The sequence below is a fragment of the Streptomyces smyrnaeus genome (genome assembly GCF_017676345.1).
GTDB classification, from domain to species: domain Bacteria; phylum Actinomycetota; class Actinomycetes; order Streptomycetales; family Streptomycetaceae; genus Streptomyces; species Streptomyces smyrnaeus.
Genome location: NZ_JAFFZM010000021.1, coordinates 51,709 through 70,789 on the forward strand (window position 1 = coordinate 51,709; position 19,081 = coordinate 70,789).

Annotated in this window: 16 protein-coding genes; 9 read left to right on the plus strand and 7 right to left on the minus strand. The window is 71.2% G+C overall.

Annotated elements, in window-relative coordinates; all coding sequences use genetic code 11:
- Positions 1-72 precede the first annotated feature (72 nt).
- Positions 73-1,632 (plus strand): hypothetical protein, encoded by a 1,560-nt coding sequence (locus JW613_RS28460; RefSeq protein ID WP_209213750.1) that lies wholly within the window; start codon positions 73-75, stop codon positions 1,630-1,632.
- 4 nt (positions 1,633-1,636) lie between these two features.
- Here JW613_RS28460 and JW613_RS28465 read toward each other — a convergent pair whose 3' ends face one another.
- Complete coding sequence (locus JW613_RS28465) at positions 1,637-3,055, minus strand: cryptochrome/photolyase family protein (RefSeq protein WP_307866076.1); 1,419 nt, start codon at positions 3,053-3,055, stop codon at positions 1,637-1,639.
- Between the two features lie 149 nt (positions 3,056-3,204).
- Here JW613_RS28465 and JW613_RS28470 point away from each other — a divergent pair, with 149 nt between their 5' ends.
- The gene (locus JW613_RS28470; protein ID WP_209213751.1) at positions 3,205-5,505 is read left to right on the plus strand and encodes an ATP-binding cassette domain-containing protein; all 2,301 of its coding nucleotides are present in this window, start codon (positions 3,205-3,207) and stop codon (positions 5,503-5,505) included.
- 38 nt (positions 5,506-5,543) lie between these two features.
- On the opposite strand, the gene JW613_RS28475 is transcribed toward JW613_RS28470, so the two are convergent.
- Positions 5,544-6,323: an SDR family NAD(P)-dependent oxidoreductase gene (locus tag JW613_RS28475; protein WP_209213752.1), complete on the minus strand. Its 780-nt coding sequence runs from the start codon at positions 6,321-6,323 to the stop codon at positions 5,544-5,546.
- On the minus strand, positions 6,320-6,862 hold the full coding sequence (locus JW613_RS28480; RefSeq protein ID WP_209213753.1) for a cupin domain-containing protein: 543 nt from the start codon (positions 6,860-6,862) through the stop codon (positions 6,320-6,322). Before JW613_RS28480 ends, JW613_RS28475 begins: the two co-directional genes overlap by 4 nt.
- A gap of 352 nt (positions 6,863-7,214) precedes the next feature.
- On the opposite strand from JW613_RS28480, the gene JW613_RS28485 reads away from it, so the two are divergent.
- The 4 genes from JW613_RS28485 to JW613_RS28500 all read left to right on the plus strand — a co-directional run bounded on the left by JW613_RS28485 (position 7,215) and on the right by JW613_RS28500 (position 10,827).
- Positions 7,215-7,583, plus strand: coding sequence for an STAS domain-containing protein (locus tag JW613_RS28485; protein WP_209213754.1), 369 nt, complete (start codon positions 7,215-7,217; stop codon positions 7,581-7,583).
- Between the two features lie 182 nt (positions 7,584-7,765).
- Positions 7,766-8,749, plus strand: coding sequence for a Bug family tripartite tricarboxylate transporter substrate binding protein (locus JW613_RS28490; protein ID WP_209213755.1), 984 nt, complete (start codon positions 7,766-7,768; stop codon positions 8,747-8,749).
- Positions 8,746-9,294 carry a tripartite tricarboxylate transporter TctB family protein gene (locus JW613_RS28495; RefSeq protein ID WP_209213756.1) on the plus strand — a complete coding sequence of 183 codons (549 nt, stop codon included), beginning with the start codon at positions 8,746-8,748 and terminating at the stop codon, positions 9,292-9,294. The genes JW613_RS28490 and JW613_RS28495 overlap by 4 nt, the downstream gene beginning before the upstream one ends.
- A gap of 3 nt (positions 9,295-9,297) precedes the next feature.
- A complete protein-coding gene (locus JW613_RS28500; protein WP_209213757.1) occupies positions 9,298-10,827 on the plus strand; it encodes a tripartite tricarboxylate transporter permease in 1,530 nt (509 codons plus the stop codon).
- A 185-nt stretch (positions 10,828-11,012) separates the two neighbouring features.
- Here JW613_RS28500 and JW613_RS28505 read toward each other — a convergent pair whose 3' ends face one another.
- Positions 11,013-12,269: a DedA family protein gene (locus JW613_RS28505; RefSeq protein ID WP_209213758.1), complete on the minus strand. Its 1,257-nt coding sequence runs from the start codon at positions 12,267-12,269 to the stop codon at positions 11,013-11,015.
- Between the two features lie 497 nt (positions 12,270-12,766).
- Between JW613_RS28505 and JW613_RS28510 the strand changes: the two genes are divergently transcribed.
- The 3 genes from JW613_RS28510 to JW613_RS28520 all read left to right on the plus strand — a co-directional run bounded on the left by JW613_RS28510 (position 12,767) and on the right by JW613_RS28520 (position 15,817).
- A complete protein-coding gene (locus tag JW613_RS28510) occupies positions 12,767-14,431 on the plus strand; it encodes a M28 family metallopeptidase (protein WP_209213801.1) in 1,665 nt (554 codons plus the stop codon).
- 223 nt (positions 14,432-14,654) lie between these two features.
- The gene (locus tag JW613_RS28515; protein ID WP_003999914.1) at positions 14,655-14,951 is read left to right on the plus strand and encodes a type II toxin-antitoxin system VapB family antitoxin; all 297 of its coding nucleotides are present in this window, start codon (positions 14,655-14,657) and stop codon (positions 14,949-14,951) included.
- 173 nt (positions 14,952-15,124) lie between these two features.
- On the plus strand, positions 15,125-15,817 hold the full coding sequence (locus tag JW613_RS28520) for a LytR C-terminal domain-containing protein (RefSeq protein WP_209213759.1): 693 nt from the start codon (positions 15,125-15,127) through the stop codon (positions 15,815-15,817).
- Positions 15,818-15,927: 110 nt separating this feature from the next.
- Here JW613_RS28520 and upp read toward each other — a convergent pair whose 3' ends face one another.
- The 3 genes from upp to JW613_RS28535 form a co-directional block, all read right to left on the minus strand.
- A complete protein-coding gene (gene upp / locus JW613_RS28525; protein WP_209213760.1) occupies positions 15,928-16,563 on the minus strand; it encodes a uracil phosphoribosyltransferase in 636 nt (211 codons plus the stop codon).
- Positions 16,564-16,896: 333 nt separating this feature from the next.
- Complete coding sequence (locus tag JW613_RS28530) at positions 16,897-17,673, minus strand: hypothetical protein (protein WP_209213761.1); 777 nt, start codon at positions 17,671-17,673, stop codon at positions 16,897-16,899.
- 110 nt (positions 17,674-17,783) lie between these two features.
- Entirely contained in the window at positions 17,784-18,185 is a 402-nt protein-coding gene (locus JW613_RS28535; protein ID WP_209213762.1) for a hypothetical protein, read from the minus strand.
- Positions 18,186-19,081 lie beyond the last annotated feature (896 nt).

Here is a 19,081-nt window from a genome sequence, read left to right on the forward strand (position 1 = left end):
CGACCCATGACGAAACGCTGACATCCTCCGCCGGTGGCCGCCGTGCGGCCCCGCGCGGCCTAACGTGCCCATGTGCCTGTCGAACCCTCCGCGACCCGCCCCGACCGCTCCGCGCCCGCCGACCGCCCGGAGCTCCCCGCCCGACCTGAGTCCTCCGGCCCCTCGGCGCCGGGTGCCGACCCCGCCGTACGCGGCCCCGGGCGCGGGCTGCGCGGGCGCGGGCGCGGGCGCGTGCGTGGGCTGCGGGGCCTGGTGCCGGACGCCGGGGCCGTGGCGGTGGCCGGGGCGCTCGTGGCCGCCGCCGTCGTCATCGGCGGGGCCATCGAGCGGGAGCACGGCACGCTGCGGGTGCACTGGCCGCCGTACTACGCCGAGCTCGAACCGCACCTGGGTCCGGGCACCCCGGCCGCGCTGCTGGTCGCGGCAGCGGTGCTCGGGTACGGGCCCGCGCTCGCGGCCCGGCTGCCCTGGCGCCGGCTGCTCGCGGCCGCCTGGGGCGCCTCGATGGCGTGGATCTGGTCGCTCGCCCTGGTGGACGGCTGGCACCGGGGCGTGGAGAACCAACTGACCTCCGCCTACGAGTACCTGCAGGAGGTCGACCGCTTCGGGGACGTGGGCGCGGCCCTGCGCACCTTCACCGACCACATCCTGCTGCACTCCCCCGACAACTGGGTCCCGCATGTGGCCGGCCATCCGCCCGCCGCCGTGCTCACCTTCGTCGGGCTGGACCGCGTGGGGCTGGGCGGCGGCCCGTGGGCGTCCGCCTGGGTCATCACCGTAGGGTCGTCGGCCGCCGCAGCCGTACTGGTGGCGCTGCGTGCCCTGACCGGCGAGGAACTGGCGCGCAGGGCCGCGCCGTTCCTCGTGCTGGCCCCCACCGCCGTGTGGGTGGGAGTGTCGGCCGACGGCTACTTCACCGCGGTGGCCGCCTGGGCGCTCGCCCTGCTCGCACTGTCCGCCCGGACGGGCGAGCGCGCGATCCGAGCGCCGCGCACGGCGGCGCTCGGTGCCGGGCTGCTGTTCGGACTCACCTGTTATCTGTCGTACGGGCTCACCCTGTGCGCGCTTCTCGGCCTCACCGTCCTCGCGCTGTCGCGCACCCTGCGGCCGCTCCCATGGGTGCTGGCGGGTGTCGCAGCAGTGGCCGCTGTCTTCACCCTCGCGGGCTTCAACTGGTGGGAGGGGTACCAGCTGCTGACCGAGCGCTACTACCAGGGCGCCGCCCGCATCAGGCCGTACAGCTACTGGGTGTGGGCCAACCTCGCCTGCGCGGTGACGGCTGTCGGGCCCGCGGTGGTGGCCGGGACGCGGCGGGCACTGGTCGCCGGTACGGCGGCGGGACGGCGGGCGGCGGCACTGCTGCGGGAGCGGCACGCGGTGGGCGCCCCCCGGAGCGAGGGGCACCGCAGCCGTGACCGGCTCGCCGTACTGGTGCTGGCGGCCCTGCTGACGATCGCTGTCGCCGATCTGTCCGGCATGAGCAAGGCGGAGACCGAACGGATCTGGCTGCCCTTCCTCACCTGGCTGCTGCCCGCTGCCGTGCTGCTGCCCCACCGGGGTGCCCGGTACTGGCTGGCGGCCCAGGCGGCGACCGCGCTGGCGGTCAACCATCTGCTGCTGACCGGCTGGTGAGGCCTCAGTCCGGCTGCCTGGCGGCCCGGAAGCGGGCCTGTCCCTCGCCGAGGTCCACGACAGGGTCCGGGTAGTCGAGCGAGGCCCGCTCGGCGGCGGGCAGCCGCCACGGCTGATGCACGGCCGCGCCCTGGATGTGCGCCAGTTCGGGGACCCAGCGGCGCACATAGGTGCCCTGCGGATCGCAGGTGCGGGCCTGGGTGAGCGGGTTGGGAACCCGGTTGGGCCGGGTGTCGGTGCCGGTGCCCGCCGCCCACTGCCAGTTCAGCTGGTTGTTGGCGATGTCGCCGTCCACCAGATGGGCGAGGAAGTGTGCGGCGCCGATGCGCCAGTCCACGTAGAGCGTCTTGGTGAGGAAACCGGCCGCCAGCAGCCGCGCCCTGTTGTGCATCCACCCCTCGTGCAGCAGTTGCCGCATACCGGCGTCCACCAGCGGATAGCCCGTCCGGCCCGCCCGCCAGGCGTCGACCTCCTGTGCCGCGGCACCGCCGCCACGGTCGGTCCGCCAGCGGTCACCGCGTGGGCGGTAGTCGGCGTGCGCGGCCCGAGGGCGGGCCGCCAGCACCTGGTGGTGGAAGTCCCGCCAGGCGAGCTGCCGTACGAACGCGTCGGCACCCGTCCCGCCCTTGGCCGCCGCCTCGTGGACGAGTTCGAGGGGCGAGAGGGAGCCGAAGTGCAGATGCGGGGAGAGCCGGGAGGTGGCGTCGGCGCCGAGGTCGCTCTGGCCGCCGTCCCGCTGCCCGTACCGGTCGAGCCCGCCCTTGCGGCGCCAGGACGCCCACCGCTCCCGCCCCGCGCGCTCACCGCCGCGCGCGAGCCCCGGCGCCGTACCGCGCACGTCCCGTCCGCGGGGCAGCGGGAGCGACCCCACCGCTTCGGGCACCCGGACGGTACGCGGGGCGGCGAGCGGGGACCGCCGTCCTGCCCGGGCCCAGCGCCGAAAGTACGGGGTGAAGACGGCGAAGTGGTCCCGTCCCCCGGTGGGGGTGAGCGTGCCGGGGGCGACCACGGTGGTCACCGCGTCGTGCACCCGCAGCGCACACCCCACCTCCTCCAGGGCTGTACGCAGCCGCGTCTCGCGCCGCTGCGCGTAGTCGCTGACCCCCGCCGCGATGTGCACCTCGCGCGCACCGCACTCACGCACCAGCCGCGCCGTCTCCGTCGCCGGGTCACCGGAGCGCACCACCAGCCGGCCACCGCGCTCGCGCAGCCCCTCGTCCAGGGCGGTGAGGCAGTCGGCGAGGAAGGCCTGCCGGTTGGGCACGGCGAAACCCGACTCCTCGATGGCGCGGTCCCGCACGAACAGCGGCACCGCCGCCTCGGCACCGGCCAGCGCGGCGTGCAGCACGGGGTTGTCGCGCAGCCGCAGGTCGGAGGTGAGAAGGGCGACGGCGACGGCGGGCAGGGCGGCGGAGGGGGTCACGGGTTCCCCAACTCCCGTACGGGCCAAGGCGTTACGCACGGCGGCACCGAGCCGATTGTCAGACCCGGCGCCTAGGCTGGCCGACCAGTCGCTTCAGCAGGACTGGCCAGGTGCGGGGCGCCTGGCCAGGGACCGAGGAGAGCAAACACATGCCGGCTCAGACCATCCCGCTCGTACCCGCCGACAGCCACGATGTGATCGAGGTGCGGGGTGCGCGGGAGAACAATCTCGCGAACGTCTCCCTCGACCTGCCCAAGCGCAGGCTGACGGTCTTCACCGGAGTGTCGGGTTCGGGCAAGTCGTCGCTGGTGTTCGGCACGGTCGCGGCCGAGTCCCAGCGGCTGATCAACGAGACGTACACCGCTTTCATCCAGTCGTTCATGCCGAGCCTGGGCCGCCCCGAGGTGGACAGCCTGCGCAACCTGAGCGCGGCGATCGTCGTGGACCAGGAGCGGATGGGTGCCAACTCCCGCTCCACGGTGGGCACCGCCACGGACGCCTTCACCATGCTGCGGATCATCTACAGCCGGCTGGGCACCCCGCACATCGGTACCTCGACGGCGTTCAGCTTCAACAGCACGGAGGGCATGTGCGCCGAGTGCGAGGGGCTGGGCGAGACCACGACCATCGACATCGACCAGGTCGTCGACCGGGAGCTGTCCGTACGCGAGGGCGCGGTCACCGCTCCGGGTTTCGCGGTGGACAGCTGGTTCTGGCAGGTGATGGTCAACTGCGGCTTCTTCGACCCGGACAAGAAGGTCCGCGACTTCACCCAGCAGGAGTGGGACGGACTGCTGTACCAGCCGACGACGAAGGTCAAGGTCGGCACCACGAATCTCACCTACGACGGGCTGATCCCCCGCATCCAGCGCATCTATCTGTCCAAGGACCGCGAGGCGATGCAGGCCCACATCCGGGAGTTCACCGACCGGGCCGTCGTCTACGCCGACTGCTCGGCGTGCGGCGGCAGCCGACTCAGCCAGGCGGCGCTCTCCTCGAAGATCGACGGCGTGAACATCGCCGACTGCGCCCGCATGCAGATCAGCGACCTCGCCCCGTTCGTGCGCGGATTGAGCGACCCCTCGGTGGCGCCGATGCGCGACACGCTGTGCCAGACGCTCGACTCGCTGGTCGACATCGGCCTGGGCTATCTGAGCCTGGACCGGCCCGCCGGCACGCTGTCCGGCGGTGAGGCGCAGCGCGTCAAGATGGTCCGCCATCTCGGCTCCAGCCTCACCGACGTCACCTACGTCTTCGACGAGCCCACCATCGGCCTGCACCCGCACGACATCCAGCGGATGAACGACCTGCTGCTGCTCCTGCGCGACAAGGGCAACACGGTGCTGGTGGTCGAGCACAAGCCGGAGGTCATCGCCATCGCCGACCATGTGGTCGACCTCGGTCCCGGCGCGGGCACCGACGGCGGCCGGATCTGCTACGAGGGGGACGTCCCGGGGCTGCGTGCCTCCGGCACCCTCACCGGCCGCCATCTGGGCCACCGGGCCCAGTTGCGCGAGACGGTACGGGAGCCCAAGGGCAGGGTCGAGATCCGGGGCGCCGATCGGCACAACCTCAAGAACGTCGACGTGGACATACCGCTGGGCGTGCTGACGGTCGTCACCGGTGTGGCGGGCTCCGGCAAGAGTTCGCTGATCCACGGCTATCTGTCCGGGCGGGACGGTGTGCTGGTGGCCGACCAGTCACCGATCCGCGGCTCACGCCGCAGCAATCCGGCGACCTACACGGGGCTGCTGGGCCCGATCCGTACGGCCTTCGCCAAGGCCAACGGCGTCAAGGCGGCGCTGTTCTCGGCGAACTCGGCGGGCGCCTGCCCCAACTGCAACGGAATCGGGCTCGTCTACACCGACCTGGCGATGATGGCGGGGGTCGCCTCGGTGTGCGAGGAGTGCGAGGGCAAGCGCTTCACACCTGAGGTGCTGGGGTACACGCTGCGCGGGAAGAACATCAGCGAGGTGCTGGCCATGTCGGTGGCCGAGGCCAACGAGTTCTTCCCCACCGGCCAGGCGGCGGCGATCCTCGGCCGGCTGGCCGACGTGGGTCTGAGCTATCTGCGGCTGGGCCAGCCGCTGAACACCCTCTCGGGCGGCGAGCGCCAGCGGCTCAAGCTGGCCATCCACATGGCGGAGAAGGCCGCCGTCTACGTCCTGGACGAGCCGACGACCGGGCTGCACATGGCCGACGTCGACCAGCTGCTGGCCCTGTTGGACCGGCTGGTCGAGGACGGCAACTCGGTGGTGGTCATCGAGCACCACCAGGCGGTGATGGCCCACGCCGACTGGATCATCGACCTGGGTCCGGGCGGCGGCCACGACGGCGGCGAGGTCCTGTTCACCGGCCCTCCGGCCGAACTCATCGCCTCGGCCGGCACGCTGACCGCCCAGCACCTGCGCGAGTACGTGGGGGAGGAGGGCGGGCAGCCCGGCATCTGACCGGGCAACGCCGCCCTGGCGCGGCGCGGCGGCCGAGGTCACCAGGAGGGCCGCGCCGACACCCCGCCGTCCAGCACCAGATCGTGGCCGTTGATCCAGCGGGCCTGCGGTGAGGCGAGGAAGACGCAGGCGTCGCCCACCTCTTCCGCCGTCCCCAGGCGGCCGTCCGGGGCCGCCGCCCGCCAGCGCCGTACGCCCTCCGGCCACTGCTCCTCGATGCCGTCCCGCTCCACCAGACCGGGTGAGACGGTGTTCACCCGCACCCCGAGCGGCCCGTATTCCAGCGCGGCTGCTCGGGCGTGCGTGACGACGGCGGCCTTGGAGACGGCGTAGTGCGCGTGCCCCGGCGCGGGCTGCGCCGCCTCGATGGAGGCGATGTGCGTGATGCTGCCGCCGCCCTGCTCGGCGAGCAGCGGTGCCGCCGCCTGGGTGCAGCCGAAGACGCTGGAGAGGTTGGTGTCGACCACCGCGCGCCACTCCTCGGCCGTCATCCCGCGCAGCGGGCGTACGGGCTGCACGCCCGCGTTGTTGACCAGCGCGCCGATGCCCCTGCCGTGCCACCGGGCGGCCTCCTCGACGACGGCGCGGCAGCCGTCCTCGGTGGCCAGTTCGCCGTGCACGGCGCGAGCCGTGCCGCCCGCCTGCTCGATCAGCTCGACCGTCCGCCGCGCCCCTGCCGCGTCGCTGCGGTAGTGCACCGCCACCGGGGCGCCCGCCGCGGCGAACCGGAGTGCGACACCGCGCCCGATTCCGCCGGAGGCGCCGGTCACCAACACGGTGCGCCGCTCCGCCTCGGGCCGGGGTTCCGCCGGGCTCATCGGGCCAGCTCCCGGATGAGCCGCGCGTGCCGCGGGTAGGCCCGGGCGAGCGCCTCCGCGTCCCCGTGCTCATAACCCGCGTCGGTGTAGCCGGGCGCCATCGTGCAGCCGAACAGCGTCCACGCCCCGCCCGACCGGTCGGCCCCGTCCGCCCCGGACGCCATGACCCGGGCGCCCATCCAGGTGCCCGCCGGTACGGTCAGCTGCACCTGGTGCCCGGCGCCGAGGACATCGGGCCCGAGCACGGGGGTGTCGACGGCCGCGGTCCCCTCGGGCGGGAGCAGCACCAGCTGGAGCGGCGCGCCGAGGTAGTAGTGCCAGACCTCGTCGTTCGGCAGCCGGTGCAGCGCGCAGTAGTCGTCGGGTGCGTCGGTCAGCAGCATCACGATCGCGGAGCCCTCCGGCCGGCCGTCGCTCAGTTCGGGTCCTGCCCACAGCCGGCGGAACCGGCCGCCCTCGCGTGGCAGCGGCTCCAGCCCGAAGTGCGCGGCCAGTGCCTCGGCTGTGGCGCGCGCCTCATCTCTCCTCCCAGGTCGCATCCTTCAGCCCTGCCCTCATGGGGCACACGTCATGCGCCCTCCATGCGCCCCCTGCCCACACCACAACACCGCGCTATCACTCGGACGGGTGAGATCGAGGCACTGAGGGGTTCGGTGTCCGCACTCACGCCTCAGCGTCCTCACGACGTGCTTAGAGTGCACATGTTCGGCCCCGGACCCCGGCCGAACGGCCGTGTCGCCGCAGGCGCACGGACCACACCGGCCTCGGCGCCGCATCTGTGCGGCCCGTTCGGCCGCACCGCCGTATGCCGTACCACCGCATCGCACCACCGCACCGTCATATCGCCGTACCGCCGCACCGCCGTGCTGCTCGTCAGTGGAAGGGGTCTCCATGGTCGCCGTCCCGCGCTCCGACACCCCGGGTCACGCCCGGTTCCGGACCGTACGCGCGAGGGGCGAACTGGACATCGCGACACTGCCCGAGCTGGAGACCGACCTCGTCCGGGCCCTCTCGGACGCCGAGCCGCCCCGGGTCGTGGTGGACATGCGGGAGGTGACGTTCCTGGACTGCTCGGTGGTGCGCGTCCTGCTGCGGGCCCGTTCCACGGCGCTCTCCCGGGCCGGCTGGCTGGTGCTGGTGTGCGCGCACGTGCCGGTCGGCAGGCTGCTGCGACGGCTGGGACTGGAGCACCACCTGCCCCACTACCCGGCACCCGACGCGATCGACACGGCGCTGGTCCCGGCCGAGGACGCCAACTGACGGCGTAGCCGGAAGACCCCCGAACCCCCACCATCCGGTCGCTCCGACCCCGGGACCACAACGACCACAACGACCAATACTTTTCTTGCCGTACGAGGGCAGACACCGCCCCGCCACCCAGGCAGCATGTGGGCCTCCCCCACCCCCGTCCCCCGGACTGCCCTGGAAAGGCGGTGTTCCGCGTGCGTACGCGCGCCCTTCTCTCCCCCCTGGCAGCCGCGGTCGTCGTGCTGCTTGTACCGCCGCTGATCACCTCAGGCAGCGGCGCAACGAGCGGCACGAACATCCCCGGCCTGCGCTTCATGGTGCCCAACACCCCCGGCGGCGGCTACGACATCACCGCCCGTACAGCCGCCAAGAACGCCGAGGACGCCGGGCTCAACCACAACATCGAGGTGTTCAACCTGCCCGGCGCCGGCGGCACCGTCGGCCTCAGCCGCCTCGTCAACGAGCGCGGCAACGGCAAGCTGACGATGTCCATGGGGCTCGGCGTGGTCGGCGCCGTCCACACCAACCACGCGCCCTCCACACTCGCCGACGCGACACCCGTCGCCCGGCTCACGGAGGAGCCCGACATCGTGGTCGTCGCCAAGGACTCCAAGTACAAGACGTTCCAGCAGCTCCTCGCCGACTGGAAGAAGCGCCCACGGTCCATGCCCGTCGGCGGCGGCTCCTCACCGGGCGGCCCCGACCACCTCGCCCCCATGCTGATGGCCCGCGCGGCCGGCATCAAGACGAAGTCGGTCAACTATGTGCCGTTCGACGGCGGCGGCGAGCTGCTGGCCTCCGTACTGGGCGGCAAGGTGAAGTTCGGCGTCTCCGGACTGGGCGAGTACCGCGACCAGATCAAGTCCGGCGAGCTGCGACTGCTCGCCGTCACCGGACCGGAGCGCGTCAAGGGCTTCGACGCGCCCACCCTCAAGGAGTCGGGCGTGGACGTGTCCTTCACCAACTGGCGCGGCATGATGGCGCCGCCCGGCCTGACCGACGCCGAACGGGACAAGCTGATCCACTTCATGAGCGAGCTGCGTCGCTCGAAGGAGTGGCGTGAGTCGCTGCGCAAGAACGGCTGGGACGACGCCTGGCTCCCCGGTGACAAGTACGGCCGCTTCCTCAAGAGCGAGAACGAGCGCGTGGACTCCGTCCTGAAGGAGCTGGGACAGTGAGCACGGCGAACGACACCGGAACCCAGCGCCCGGACGAGCGCCCCCGGCCCACCGGGCTGCGTGCCTACTCCGAACTGGGCGTGTGCGGCCTGCTGCTGGCCGTCGGCATCCTCGTCCTGACCGACGCGCTCACCATGGAAACGGTCGCCTCGGCACGCGGCCCGGTAGGCCCCCGCACGGTGCCCCTCGTCGTCGGTACGGCGCTGCTCGTCGTCGCCGTCCTGCTCGCGGTGGACGTCCTGCGCGGCGGGCGCGGCGAGGCGGAGGGCGGCGAGGACGTCGATCTGGCCGAGCCGGCCGACTGGCGTACGGTCGCGCTGCTCGCGGGCGTCTTCCTGGCCTTCGCCGCGCTGATCGACCCGCTCGGCTTCCCCGTCGCCGGCGCGCTGCTCTTCTGGGGCTCGGCCTTCGCACTGGGCAGCCGAACCCACGCCCTCACCCGCGACCCACTGATCGCCGCCGGGCTCTCCCTCCTCACCTATGCCGTCTTCCACCTCCTCCTCGGTGTTCAGCTGCCGGGCGGACCACTGATGGGAGTGATGTAACCGATGGACTCCGTCAACTCCCTGATCGACGGCTTCGGAACCGCCCTGACCCCCCTCAACCTGCTGTGGGCGGCAGTAGGCGTCCTGCTGGGCACCGCAATCGGCGTACTGCCGGGCATCGGACCGGCGATGGCCGTCGCCCTGCTGCTGCCCGTCACCTACGGGCTCGACCCGACCGCCGCCTTCATCATGTTCGCCGGGATCTACTACGGCGGCATGTTCGGCGGCTCGACGACCTCCATCCTGCTCAACACCCCCGGGGAGAGCGCGGCGGTGATCGCCGCCATCGAAGGCAACCCGATGGCCAAGGCGGGCCGCGGTTCCCAGGCACTCGCCGCCGCGGCCATCGGCCACTTCGCCGGTGGCATGATCGGCACGATCCTGCTGGTGGTCCTCGCCCCGACCGTGGCGAACCTGGCCGTCGACATCGGCGCCCCGGACTACTTCGCGATCATGGTGCTGGCCTTCATCGCCGTCACCTCCGTCCTCGGCTCCTCCCGCGTCCGCGGCTTCGCCTCCCTGCTGATCGGCCTGACCCTCGGGCTCGTCGGCCTGGACCAGATGACCGGCCAGCAGCGGCTGACGTTCGGCAGCCTCCAGCTCTCGGACGGCATCGACGTCGTGATCGTCGCCGTCGGTCTCTTCGCCATCGGCGAGGCGCTGTGGGTCGCCGCGCATCTGCGGCGCGGAACCGGACCCTCGATCCCGGTCGGCCGCCCCTGGCTGGGCCGCGACGAACTGCGGCGCACCTGGAAGCCGTGGCTGCGCGGACCGCTGATCGGCTTCCCGTTCGGCGCGATCCCCGCCGGCGGCGCGGAGATCCCCACCTTCCTCTCCTACATCACCGAAAAGCGGCTCTCCAAGCACCGGAAGGAGTTCGGCAAGGGCGCCATCGAGGGCGTCGCCGGACCGGAGTCGGCCGCCTCCGCGTCGGCGGCCGGCACCCTCGTCTCGATGCTGACCCTCGGGCTGCCGACCACCGCCGTCGCCGCCGTGATGCTCGCCGCGTTCCAGCAGTACGGCATCCAGCCGGGCCCCCTGCTCTTCGACCGCGAGCCCGAACTGGTGTGGGGCCTGATCGCCTCACTCTTCGTGGGCATGGTCATGCTGCTCGTCCTGAACCTGCCGCTGGCACCGGTCTGGTCGAAGCTGCTGCGCGTACCGCGCCCCTACCTGTACGCCGGCATCCTCTTCTTCGCGGCGGTCGGCGCCTACGCGGTGGGCGGTGAGGCCATCGACGTGGTGATCCTGCTCGTCATCGGTCTCATCGGCCTGATGATGCGGCGCTACGGGCTGCCCGTGCTCCCCGCGATCATCGGCGTCATCCTGGGCCCCAACGCGGAGCAACAACTGCGCAGGGCGCTCCAGATCAGTGACGGCAGCGTCACCGGACTGGTCAACACCCCGTTCGCCGTCACGGTGTACGTGGTGATCGCGGCGCTGCTCGCCTGGCCACTGCTGAAGCGCCTGCTTCCCTTCCACCGCCGCAACTCGACCCCGACCTCGACCCAGACCCCGCCTCCCGGGGCCTGATCACCGCTCTGCCCCTCCCCCGCCCCTCCCCCGAAGACGCCGCGTTCCGCCCCGGTCCCCCGTCCGGGACGGAACGCGGTTTCGTTCGTCCTGTGCTGTGCTGGGCTGTGCTGGGCCGGGCTGAGCTGAGCGAACCTGCTGTACGCACCCGCTGTGCGAGCCCGCGGTGCGAACCGCCGCAGCTGTCAGCGGCGGGCGTGCCGGCCGCGGCCGGAGCGGTTCTGGGGGGCCGACGGATCCTGGGGCGCGGCGGGCGGACCCTGCGGCGCCCCGCCCTCGTCGTAGTCGTACGGCCCCGCGTACGGACCGTCTTGCGGCCCCTGGGGCGCTGCCGCCGGGTGCGCCTGGTGTCCCTGGGGCGCCTGGTGGTGTCCGGGGGCCTGGTGTCCCTGGGGAGCCGCACCGGTGCCGTACGGGGCGCCCTGCGGCGGGCCCTGCGGAGCTCCTTGCGGAGCACCGCCGGTGCCGCCGTACGGAACCTCCGGGGGGAGCGGGCGGCCGACGCCGTAGGGGGAGCCGGGAGGCATCGGACCCTCGGGCCCCTGGCCGTGGCCGGGGCCGTGGCCGCCGGGGCCGTAACCCTGCTGGCCGTACCCCTGGCCGTGGTCCTGCTGTCCCTGTCCCTGCCCGTGACCGGCGTTCGGGCCGTATGCGTTCGGGGCGCCCGGGTGCCGGCCCGGAGCGCCGTAGCCCGGAGCGCCGTAACCGGGGGCGCCGTAGGGGGCGGCGGCGGGGGTGCCCGGCGTTCCCGGGGCGCCCGGCGCCGGGGGGTGGTTCCCCGCGTGGACGGGAGCCTCCGCGGCGGCGTCCTCGGCGGGCGAGTCGCTCTTGCGGCGGCTCCGCAGGTACTCGACCACGATGGGGACGACCGACAGCAGCACGATGCCGACCAGGATCTTCTCGATGTGCTGATGGACCAGGTCGATCTGTCCGAGCCCCGCGCCGAGCAGAGTGACGCCCGCACCCCACAGGGTGCCGCCGACGATGTTGAAGATGACGAAGGACCGGTACCGCATCCCGCTGACACCGGCGATGATCGGCGTGAACGTCCGCACGATCGGCACGAACCGGGCCAGCACCAGCGACTTCGGGCCGTGCTTCTCGAAGAACTCGTGCGCCTTCTCGACGTTCTCCTGCTTGAAGAACCGCGAGTCCGGCCGCTTGAAGAGCGTGGGCCCCACTTTCTTGCCGAACATGTATCCGACCTGATCGCCCAGCACGGCGGCGAGCACGATCAGCAGGCACATCAGCCACAGCGGCATGTGCAGCTGGTCGGTCACAATCAGCAGGCCCGTGGTGAACAGCAGCGAGTCGCCGGGCAGGAAGAAGCCGATGAGCAGGCCCGACTCCGCGAAGACGATCGCCAGGATCCCGACCGGGCCGAAGGTCTGGATCAGGAAGTCCGGATCCAGCCAGCTGGGTCCTAGTGCGAGGTTGGTCACGGAAGGCTCCTGATCAGGGGCGCGGGGCTGGGTGTCTCCCGGCCGGTGGCCGGCGAGGCGCGGAGACGGCACGCGGGCGGTGTCGGACGCTACACGCTACCAACGCGGGTCCACTCCCCATGCGTTCCCGAGCCACCAGTGCGGGTGCGGTACCCGTGCGCTACGGCCGGGAAGACATCCGCAGCAACACCGACACCGCGCACACAGCGGCACCGGCAGAACACGCACAGGCGTTCCCTCCGGGCCCGGCGCCCGCTAACTTCCCTCTCACCGAGTCCGCGCGTCCGTATGCCGGACGCTCCGGACAGGAACGCCAAGAGCACCGCAGAGCACAGCACCGCACCTCGGAGCACAGAAAAGCACAGCACAGCTCAGCACCGCAGAGCACCAGAGAGCACCAGAGCACCACACGTCGAACAGCCGTTCCCGAAAGGACCACGACTGTGTCCGTACCGCTCCGCTCCGCCCGCTCCCCGCACACGCTGCGCAGGAGATCCATGGCGGCGCTCGCCGCCACCGCCCTGGCCACCCCGCTGCTCCTCGCTTCGTCCACGGCAGCCACCGCCACCGAGCCGTCCGCCCCGCGCCCCCTCGCCAAGTCCCCGAAACCGGTCAAGCAGTCCGCGAAAGAGGCCGACAAGCTGGCCAAAAAGCTGGTCCGGCGCACCAGCGGGCGCGGGGCCATGAAGCATCTGACGGCCCTCAGCGCCATCGCCGAGCTCAGCGACGGCCACCGGGGCGCGGGCTCCAAGGGCCACGACCGCTCCGCGCGCTACGCCGGGGCCCTGCTCAAGGCGGCCGGCTACAAGGTCACGTACCAGAAGTTCGAGTTCACCTACCGCGAGACGCTCGCCGAGAAGCTCAAGGTGCTCGGCGAGAACCAGCGTGACGTCCCCATCACGCTGATGACGTACACGAAGAGCACTCCGGAGGGCGGCATCGAGGCGCCCGTCACGGCGGTACCGGTCGACGCCGACGGCTCCAGCGGGTGCGAGGCCGGCGACTATGCCCAGGGCGCGTACGACGACAGGATCGCGCTGATCAAGCGGGGCGGCTGCTCGTTCGCACAGAAGCAGGCCGCCGCCGCCGACGCGGGCGCGGTCGGCGCGGTGATCTACAACAACGAGGACGGCGCGCTCAACGGCACCCTCGGCAGCCCGGACGCCGCCCGCATCCCCACCGGCGGCATCACCAAGGCGGACGGCGAAGCACTCGCCGAGCAGGTCGCCGAGGGCCGCTCCTCCGACGTCGTCGTCAATCTGGAGGTGCGGGAGCACCAGGAGCAGCGCACCACCCACAATGTGCTCGCCGAGACACGTGGCGGCGACCCGGACAACACGGTGATGCTCGGCGCCCACCTCGACTCCGTCCCCGAGGGCCCCGGCATCAACGACAACGGCTCCGGCTCGGCAGGCGTTCTGGAGGCGGCTCTGCAGCTGGCCAAGGCCGACCACAAGGGCAAGCACGCCAACAAGGTCCGCTTCGCGCTGTGGAGCGCCGAGGAACTGGGGCTGCTCGGCGCCGAGCACTACGTGGAGCAGCTGCCCGCCGCCGAGCGCGCGAAGATCTCGCTCTATCTGAACTTCGACATGATCGCGAGCCCCAACTACGGACTGTTCGCCTACGACGGCGACGACTCGGACAGCACGGGCGCCGGCCCAGGGCCGGAGGGCTCGGCGACGCTGGAGAAGGACCTGGTGGACTTCCTCGCCACCCGCGGCGCGACCACCCAGGGCTCCGACTTCACCGGCCGCTCCGACTACGGTCCGTTCATCGAGGCCGGCATCCCCGCCGGTGGCACGTTCACCGGCGCCGAGGGGATCAAGACCGCCGAGCAGCAGAAGCTGTGGGGCGGCACGGCGGGAGCGGCGTACGACGGCTGCTACCACCAGGCCTGCGACACCTTGAAGAACATCAACACCCGCGCGTTCGATCTCAACGTCAAGGCCATCGCCAACGCGGTCGGTCACTACGCCTGGGACACCAGCGGACTGCCCCGCGGCAGTGACCGCCCGGCCGCCGCGCGCCTGACCACCCCCGAGGCCGACACCGGCAGCGGCTCGGGCTCCGACACCGACACCGGCTCCGGCTCCGGCTCGGGCTCCGACCCGGCATCCCGCCCGGTCATCGGGCCGTACAAGGGCGCACACCTCATCCGCTGATCCGCCGACGCGTACAACAACGCGCCCCGTTGTCCACAGCCTGTGGACAACGGGGCGTCGTTCGACCGGGCTCGCGACGGCCACACCACCGGACCCGCAGGCAAGCGCTCTTCACCGTCCGCCTACGGCCTGCCCACCTTCTCCCCACTCAACCGGAGATCACCCGGATTGCACCAGCGGCGCAGGGCTGCGCCCGGTACCGGTGTCCCGGTAGGCTTTCCGTGTGATCTTCAAGCGAATCGGAAACGGGCGGCCGTACCCCGACCACGGCCGGGAGAGCACCCGTCAGTGGGCGGATGTGGCCCCGCGCCCGGTGCGCCTTGACCAGCTCGTCACCACCAAGGGCCAGCTCGACCTGGAGACTCTGCTCGCGGAGGATTCGACGTTCTACGGCGACCTGTTCGCCCACGTCGTGAAGTGGCAGGGCGACCTGTATCTGGAGGACGGGCTGCATCGCGCGGTGCGCGCGGCGCTCCAGCAGCGCCAGGTGCTGCACGCACGCGTCCTCGAACTGGACTGAGCCGCGTCCGCGGACCGGGCCGAGCCACATCCTCGATCGAGTCGGGCCGAAGCAGGCCGAAGCGCACGTTCGGGGCACACACATTCCCCCGTTCGGGTACGTGTTTGTAGGCGTATCGAGGAGCCATTGATCATCTAGTAGGCAGTACAGCCTGCGACCACTACCCTGCGCACATGAGCATGCTCACTCCCCCAGGGCTGGGCGGGCAGTACCGCATCAGGGGTGACCGTTACCCGCGGATGCGCAGGCCACGCAGGCGGGGGCGGATCATCGCCGCCTCACTCGCCTCGGGGCTGGCCGTCGCGGTACTCGGATGGGGCACGCTCCAGCTCGTCGACATCTTCTCCGGAGGCGACCCCGGCCCCGACAAGGCCGCCGCCGGCCGCCCGGCCGAACACGCGAAGTGCGCCTCCCCGGCCGCCACCGCGAAGGCCGCCGCCGGCGGCAGGAACGCGGCCGGCGGCCACGGGCTCCCCGAGCCCGGCGAGATCACCGTCAACGTCCTCAACGCCACCTCGCGCAGCGGCCTGGCCAAGGACACCGCCGACGAGCTGAAAAAGCGCGGCTTCAAGATCGGCAAGATCGCGAACGCGCCCGCGGAGTTCGATCAGAAGGTCGAGAAGGCGGGCGTCCTCATCGGCGCCCCCGGCGCGACGACGTCGGACCGACTGCAGGTGCTGGGCACCCAGCTGGAGGACACCAGGACCCGGTACGACGAGCGCGACGGCAAGGACATCGATCTCGTCCTCGGCAAGGGCTTCGAGCGCCTGGCGAAGAAGAAGGCGGCCACCGCGGCCCTCGCCGAGCTGACCGGCTCCTCGCCACGGCCGGGCAAGTCCGCCTCGGCCTCCGGGGCCACCTGCTGAGCGGCCCCTCTTCCACGGTCACGGCCCGGCCCGCCGGGCGCCCGGCGGGACCTGCCCTGCCGTGCGGGTCCTCCCGCCCTACCCGGGTCCCGCTTAACCAGGGCCCCGCCCTACCCGGCCGTCCCGTACATCCGGTCACCGGCGTCGCCCAGGCCCGGCACGATGAAGCCCTGCTCGTTGAGGCGCTCGTCCACCGAGGCGGTCACCACGGTCACCGGCGTACCGGCCAGATCCCGCTCCATGACCTCGACACCCTCGGGCGCCGCCAGCAGACACAGCGCGGTCACGTCGTCGGCGCCGCGCCGGATCAGTTCCTTGATGGCGGCGACCAGTGTGCCGCCGGTGGCCAGCATCGGGTCCAGGACGTAGACCTGGCGCCCGGACAGGTCGTCGGGCATGCGGTTCGCATACGTCGAGGCCTGCAGGGTGTGCTCGTCGCGGATCATCCCGAGGAAGCCGACCTCGGCCGTCGGCAGCAGCCGCACCATGCCCTCCAGCATGCCGAGGCCCGCCCGGATGATCGGCACCACCAGGGGACGCGGCCGGGAGAGCTGCACGCCGGTGGTCTCGGTCACCGGCGTGGTGATCCCGACCTCCTCGACGCGCACGTCGCGGGTGGCCTCGTACGCGAGCAGCGTCACCAACTCGTCCGCGAGACGGCGGAAGGTCGGTGAGTCGGTGCGCGCGTCGCGCAGGGTGGAGAGCTTGTGCGCGACCAGGGGGTGGTCGACGATCTGCAAACGCACAATATCCTCCAAGGGTCTAAACGGCAATGAAGGCCGCACTGCGACCCTGGACTCCAGGTTACCGAGCCCCGAACACGGCCGTTGACCGACCGATCGCAGCAGTTTCGCCGGGAATGTTCGGGGCCTGCCCAAGGGGCGCCGCCCCCCGGAGGACACTGCACAGGCATCTCACGAGGGAGCCTCGGCGGCGGCGCGAGGCGCATGAAGGAAAATGACCCGTATCGAACTCCAGCTCGATACGGGGGAAGTAACCTTCCCGAGACTGGTCCCCGGACCGTCGCAACGGCCCGGGGACCAGCTTTCAGAGCTAGCTACGGAAGATGTCCCCGCATTTCAGGCGCCCACAGCGACCAGCACGCTGGCCTTCGCCGCGCGTGACTGCCGGAGTGCCTCGGTGAAGAGTTCGGCCAGCCATACCGCGGTATCCGCGCTCCACCCTTGAACGGTGCAGTCGAAGTTCAGGCAGTGGTCGCCGCTGGGGACTTCATGTAGACGCTCGTGGCCGGTGGGCCGGGTGGCGATCCCTTCGATGAGGGTATTGGTGTCGGCCTCTGCCCCGGGGCGGCACGCGAGGTGCCCCTGGGCAAGGTCCATCGCTGTCGCCGCAAGCGCATCGGCCCGTACCGACTCCGGAAGTCCTTCCAGGCGGACCCGCACCGCGTGTTCAGGCTGCCGGAAAGCCGTCAGCTCCTGCCACTCGACCATGGAGGCGAGGGCTGCGCGGGCATCGACCGCTGCTTCCATGGGCACCAGAGCGTGGAAGCCGGTGAGGCGGTAGGTGCCGACAGCACTCAGCGCGTCGGACAAGAGCGCGGTGAGCGGCACGAAGGGCAGGCGGTAGGCGGGCGACTGGGGAGCCACGTCAACCTGGCACCAGACCATCTCCGTCTGCCGGCCCGGGTTCCGCCAGTCACCGCCCGCCTCCAGATGCCACCATCGGCGCCCGGGCGGCACACCATCACTGGAGTGGGCCGAAGGCCAGCCATATGCGTCGGCGCGACTGATCACCAGACCGTTGATGCCATCGTCCACCTGCGCCACATCGCCCTGATGCCAGTGCTCAATCACAGCGGCATCGACATCTACGACCCCATGAAGGCCGAGAAACATCTCCGCCCTCGTGCTCTCCCCCGCCGCCCTGTCATGTGGCGATCTCTTGCGCCTCACCCGTGCCTCCACGCCCGATGTTCTTTTTGCTCTGGTTTCTAGTCTCGCTTCTGTCACACCTTGCAGCGGAGTTTGACGCCCTTTGTGTAGAGCTTCCTGGGCGAGTCGGCGTAACCGATAATGTCGACATCGACCTTCGTGCGGAACTTAACCTTCGTGGTTCTGTTCTTGCACTTCTTCCGAGCGTTGGCCCGCTTACTGGTCCCCGGCTTAACGGTCCGGACTCCCTCGTCTATGCTCTTCCACTTCGATCCCTTGTGCGCCTGGAGCCACACCGTGACTTTGGCCTTCTTGGCAGGGCCGCTCTGCTTGGTCCACCATCCATGAACGGATACCTCACCCCGGGTCACGTGGGCGTTGTCACCATGAGTGGTGAACAAGTTGATGGGCGACCTGCCGTAGGACGAAGCAGCAACCGAGCCATCGGAAGCAACGGTGCTCGGTTCGCTGCTCACCGTTGGCTCTGCGGCGGAAGCCTGAGCTGTCACCCCCGTGAACAAGAAAGCAGCAGTCATCCCTATCGAAACACTGCGCTTAATCTGCATCTCTCCCCCCCCTCAAAGTCAGAGTCTGCGATCAAAAAGCGACCCTACCGGAGGTAGCTTGCACCTCGAACCTCTTTTCGGCGCGGAGCAGTGGGCTGGCTTGATCCCGTCGGCGTCTGGCTTGTTCGCCAAGCCGCTGTTTCGCTGCATTCCTATCCGTTGTGGATGAGCGGAAGGAAGCGTCCATTTAGTTCGAGATGAAACTTCCTACAATGGAGAAGCCCCCTCTCGCGTCAAGACACCGACAGAAAAGTGCCCCGCTCCTGGTCTAGGAGGGGGGCGCGCCGCAATGTCGAGTGGTCGACGACGTGGATCCGCATGGTCCGACAGTATCCGAGGCCGCGCACGGTGGAACCCGCCGGTACCCGAAGCGGTGCGCCCTGCTGTCCGCCGCCCACGTCCACCCCCGTGTCCACCCCACGCCCACCCATGTCTGGTCCACGTCCGCCCGTCTTCGCCCGTACGCCCCCAAGTACGCCCCCGCATGCGCCCGTACGCGTCTGCGCAGGCGCGTACACGGGGCACTCGGATACGCCGGGGCGCACTGGCGTACGCCGGGCGGACCAGGGAAAGTGGGCAAGTACACCGGAGGTGTGCATATGTCAGAGCCACGTGAGCCCGGGCAGCAGACGCGCCGGCAGCCGGGACAGATCTCCCGGCCCCGTCGGGAAGCGGACTTCCGCGCGGCCCAGGACCGCCGCACGGATGCCCGTGCGGATCTCCGCGCGAACCCGCGTACCGATGTCCGCGCAGATCCACGTATCGACGTCCGTAGGGAACCGCGTACCGATGCCCGCCCAGATCTG

Excerpts from the sequence above, each read along its gene's own strand:
- JW613_RS28500 (WP_209213757.1), top strand. The coding sequence starts at position 9,298 with ATGGACTCCGTCAACTCCCTGATCGACGGCTTCGGAACCGCCCTGACC.
- JW613_RS28530 (WP_209213761.1), bottom strand. The coding sequence starts at position 17,673 with ATGTTTCTCGGCCTTCATGGGGTCGTAGATGTCGATGCCGCTGTGATT.
- JW613_RS28510 (WP_209213801.1), top strand. The coding sequence starts at position 12,767 with ATGGCGGCGCTCGCCGCCACCGCCCTGGCCACCCCGCTGCTCCTCGCT.
- JW613_RS28485 (WP_209213754.1), top strand. The coding sequence starts at position 7,215 with ATGGTCGCCGTCCCGCGCTCCGACACCCCGGGTCACGCCCGGTTCCGG.
- JW613_RS28470 (WP_209213751.1), top strand. The coding sequence starts at position 3,205 with ATGCCGGCTCAGACCATCCCGCTCGTACCCGCCGACAGCCACGATGTG.
- JW613_RS28520 (WP_209213759.1), top strand. The coding sequence starts at position 15,125 with ATGAGCATGCTCACTCCCCCAGGGCTGGGCGGGCAGTACCGCATCAGG.
- JW613_RS28480 (WP_209213753.1), bottom strand. The coding sequence starts at position 6,862 with ATGCGACCTGGGAGGAGAGATGAGGCGCGCGCCACAGCCGAGGCACTG.
- JW613_RS28475 (WP_209213752.1), bottom strand. The coding sequence starts at position 6,323 with ATGAGCCCGGCGGAACCCCGGCCCGAGGCGGAGCGGCGCACCGTGTTG.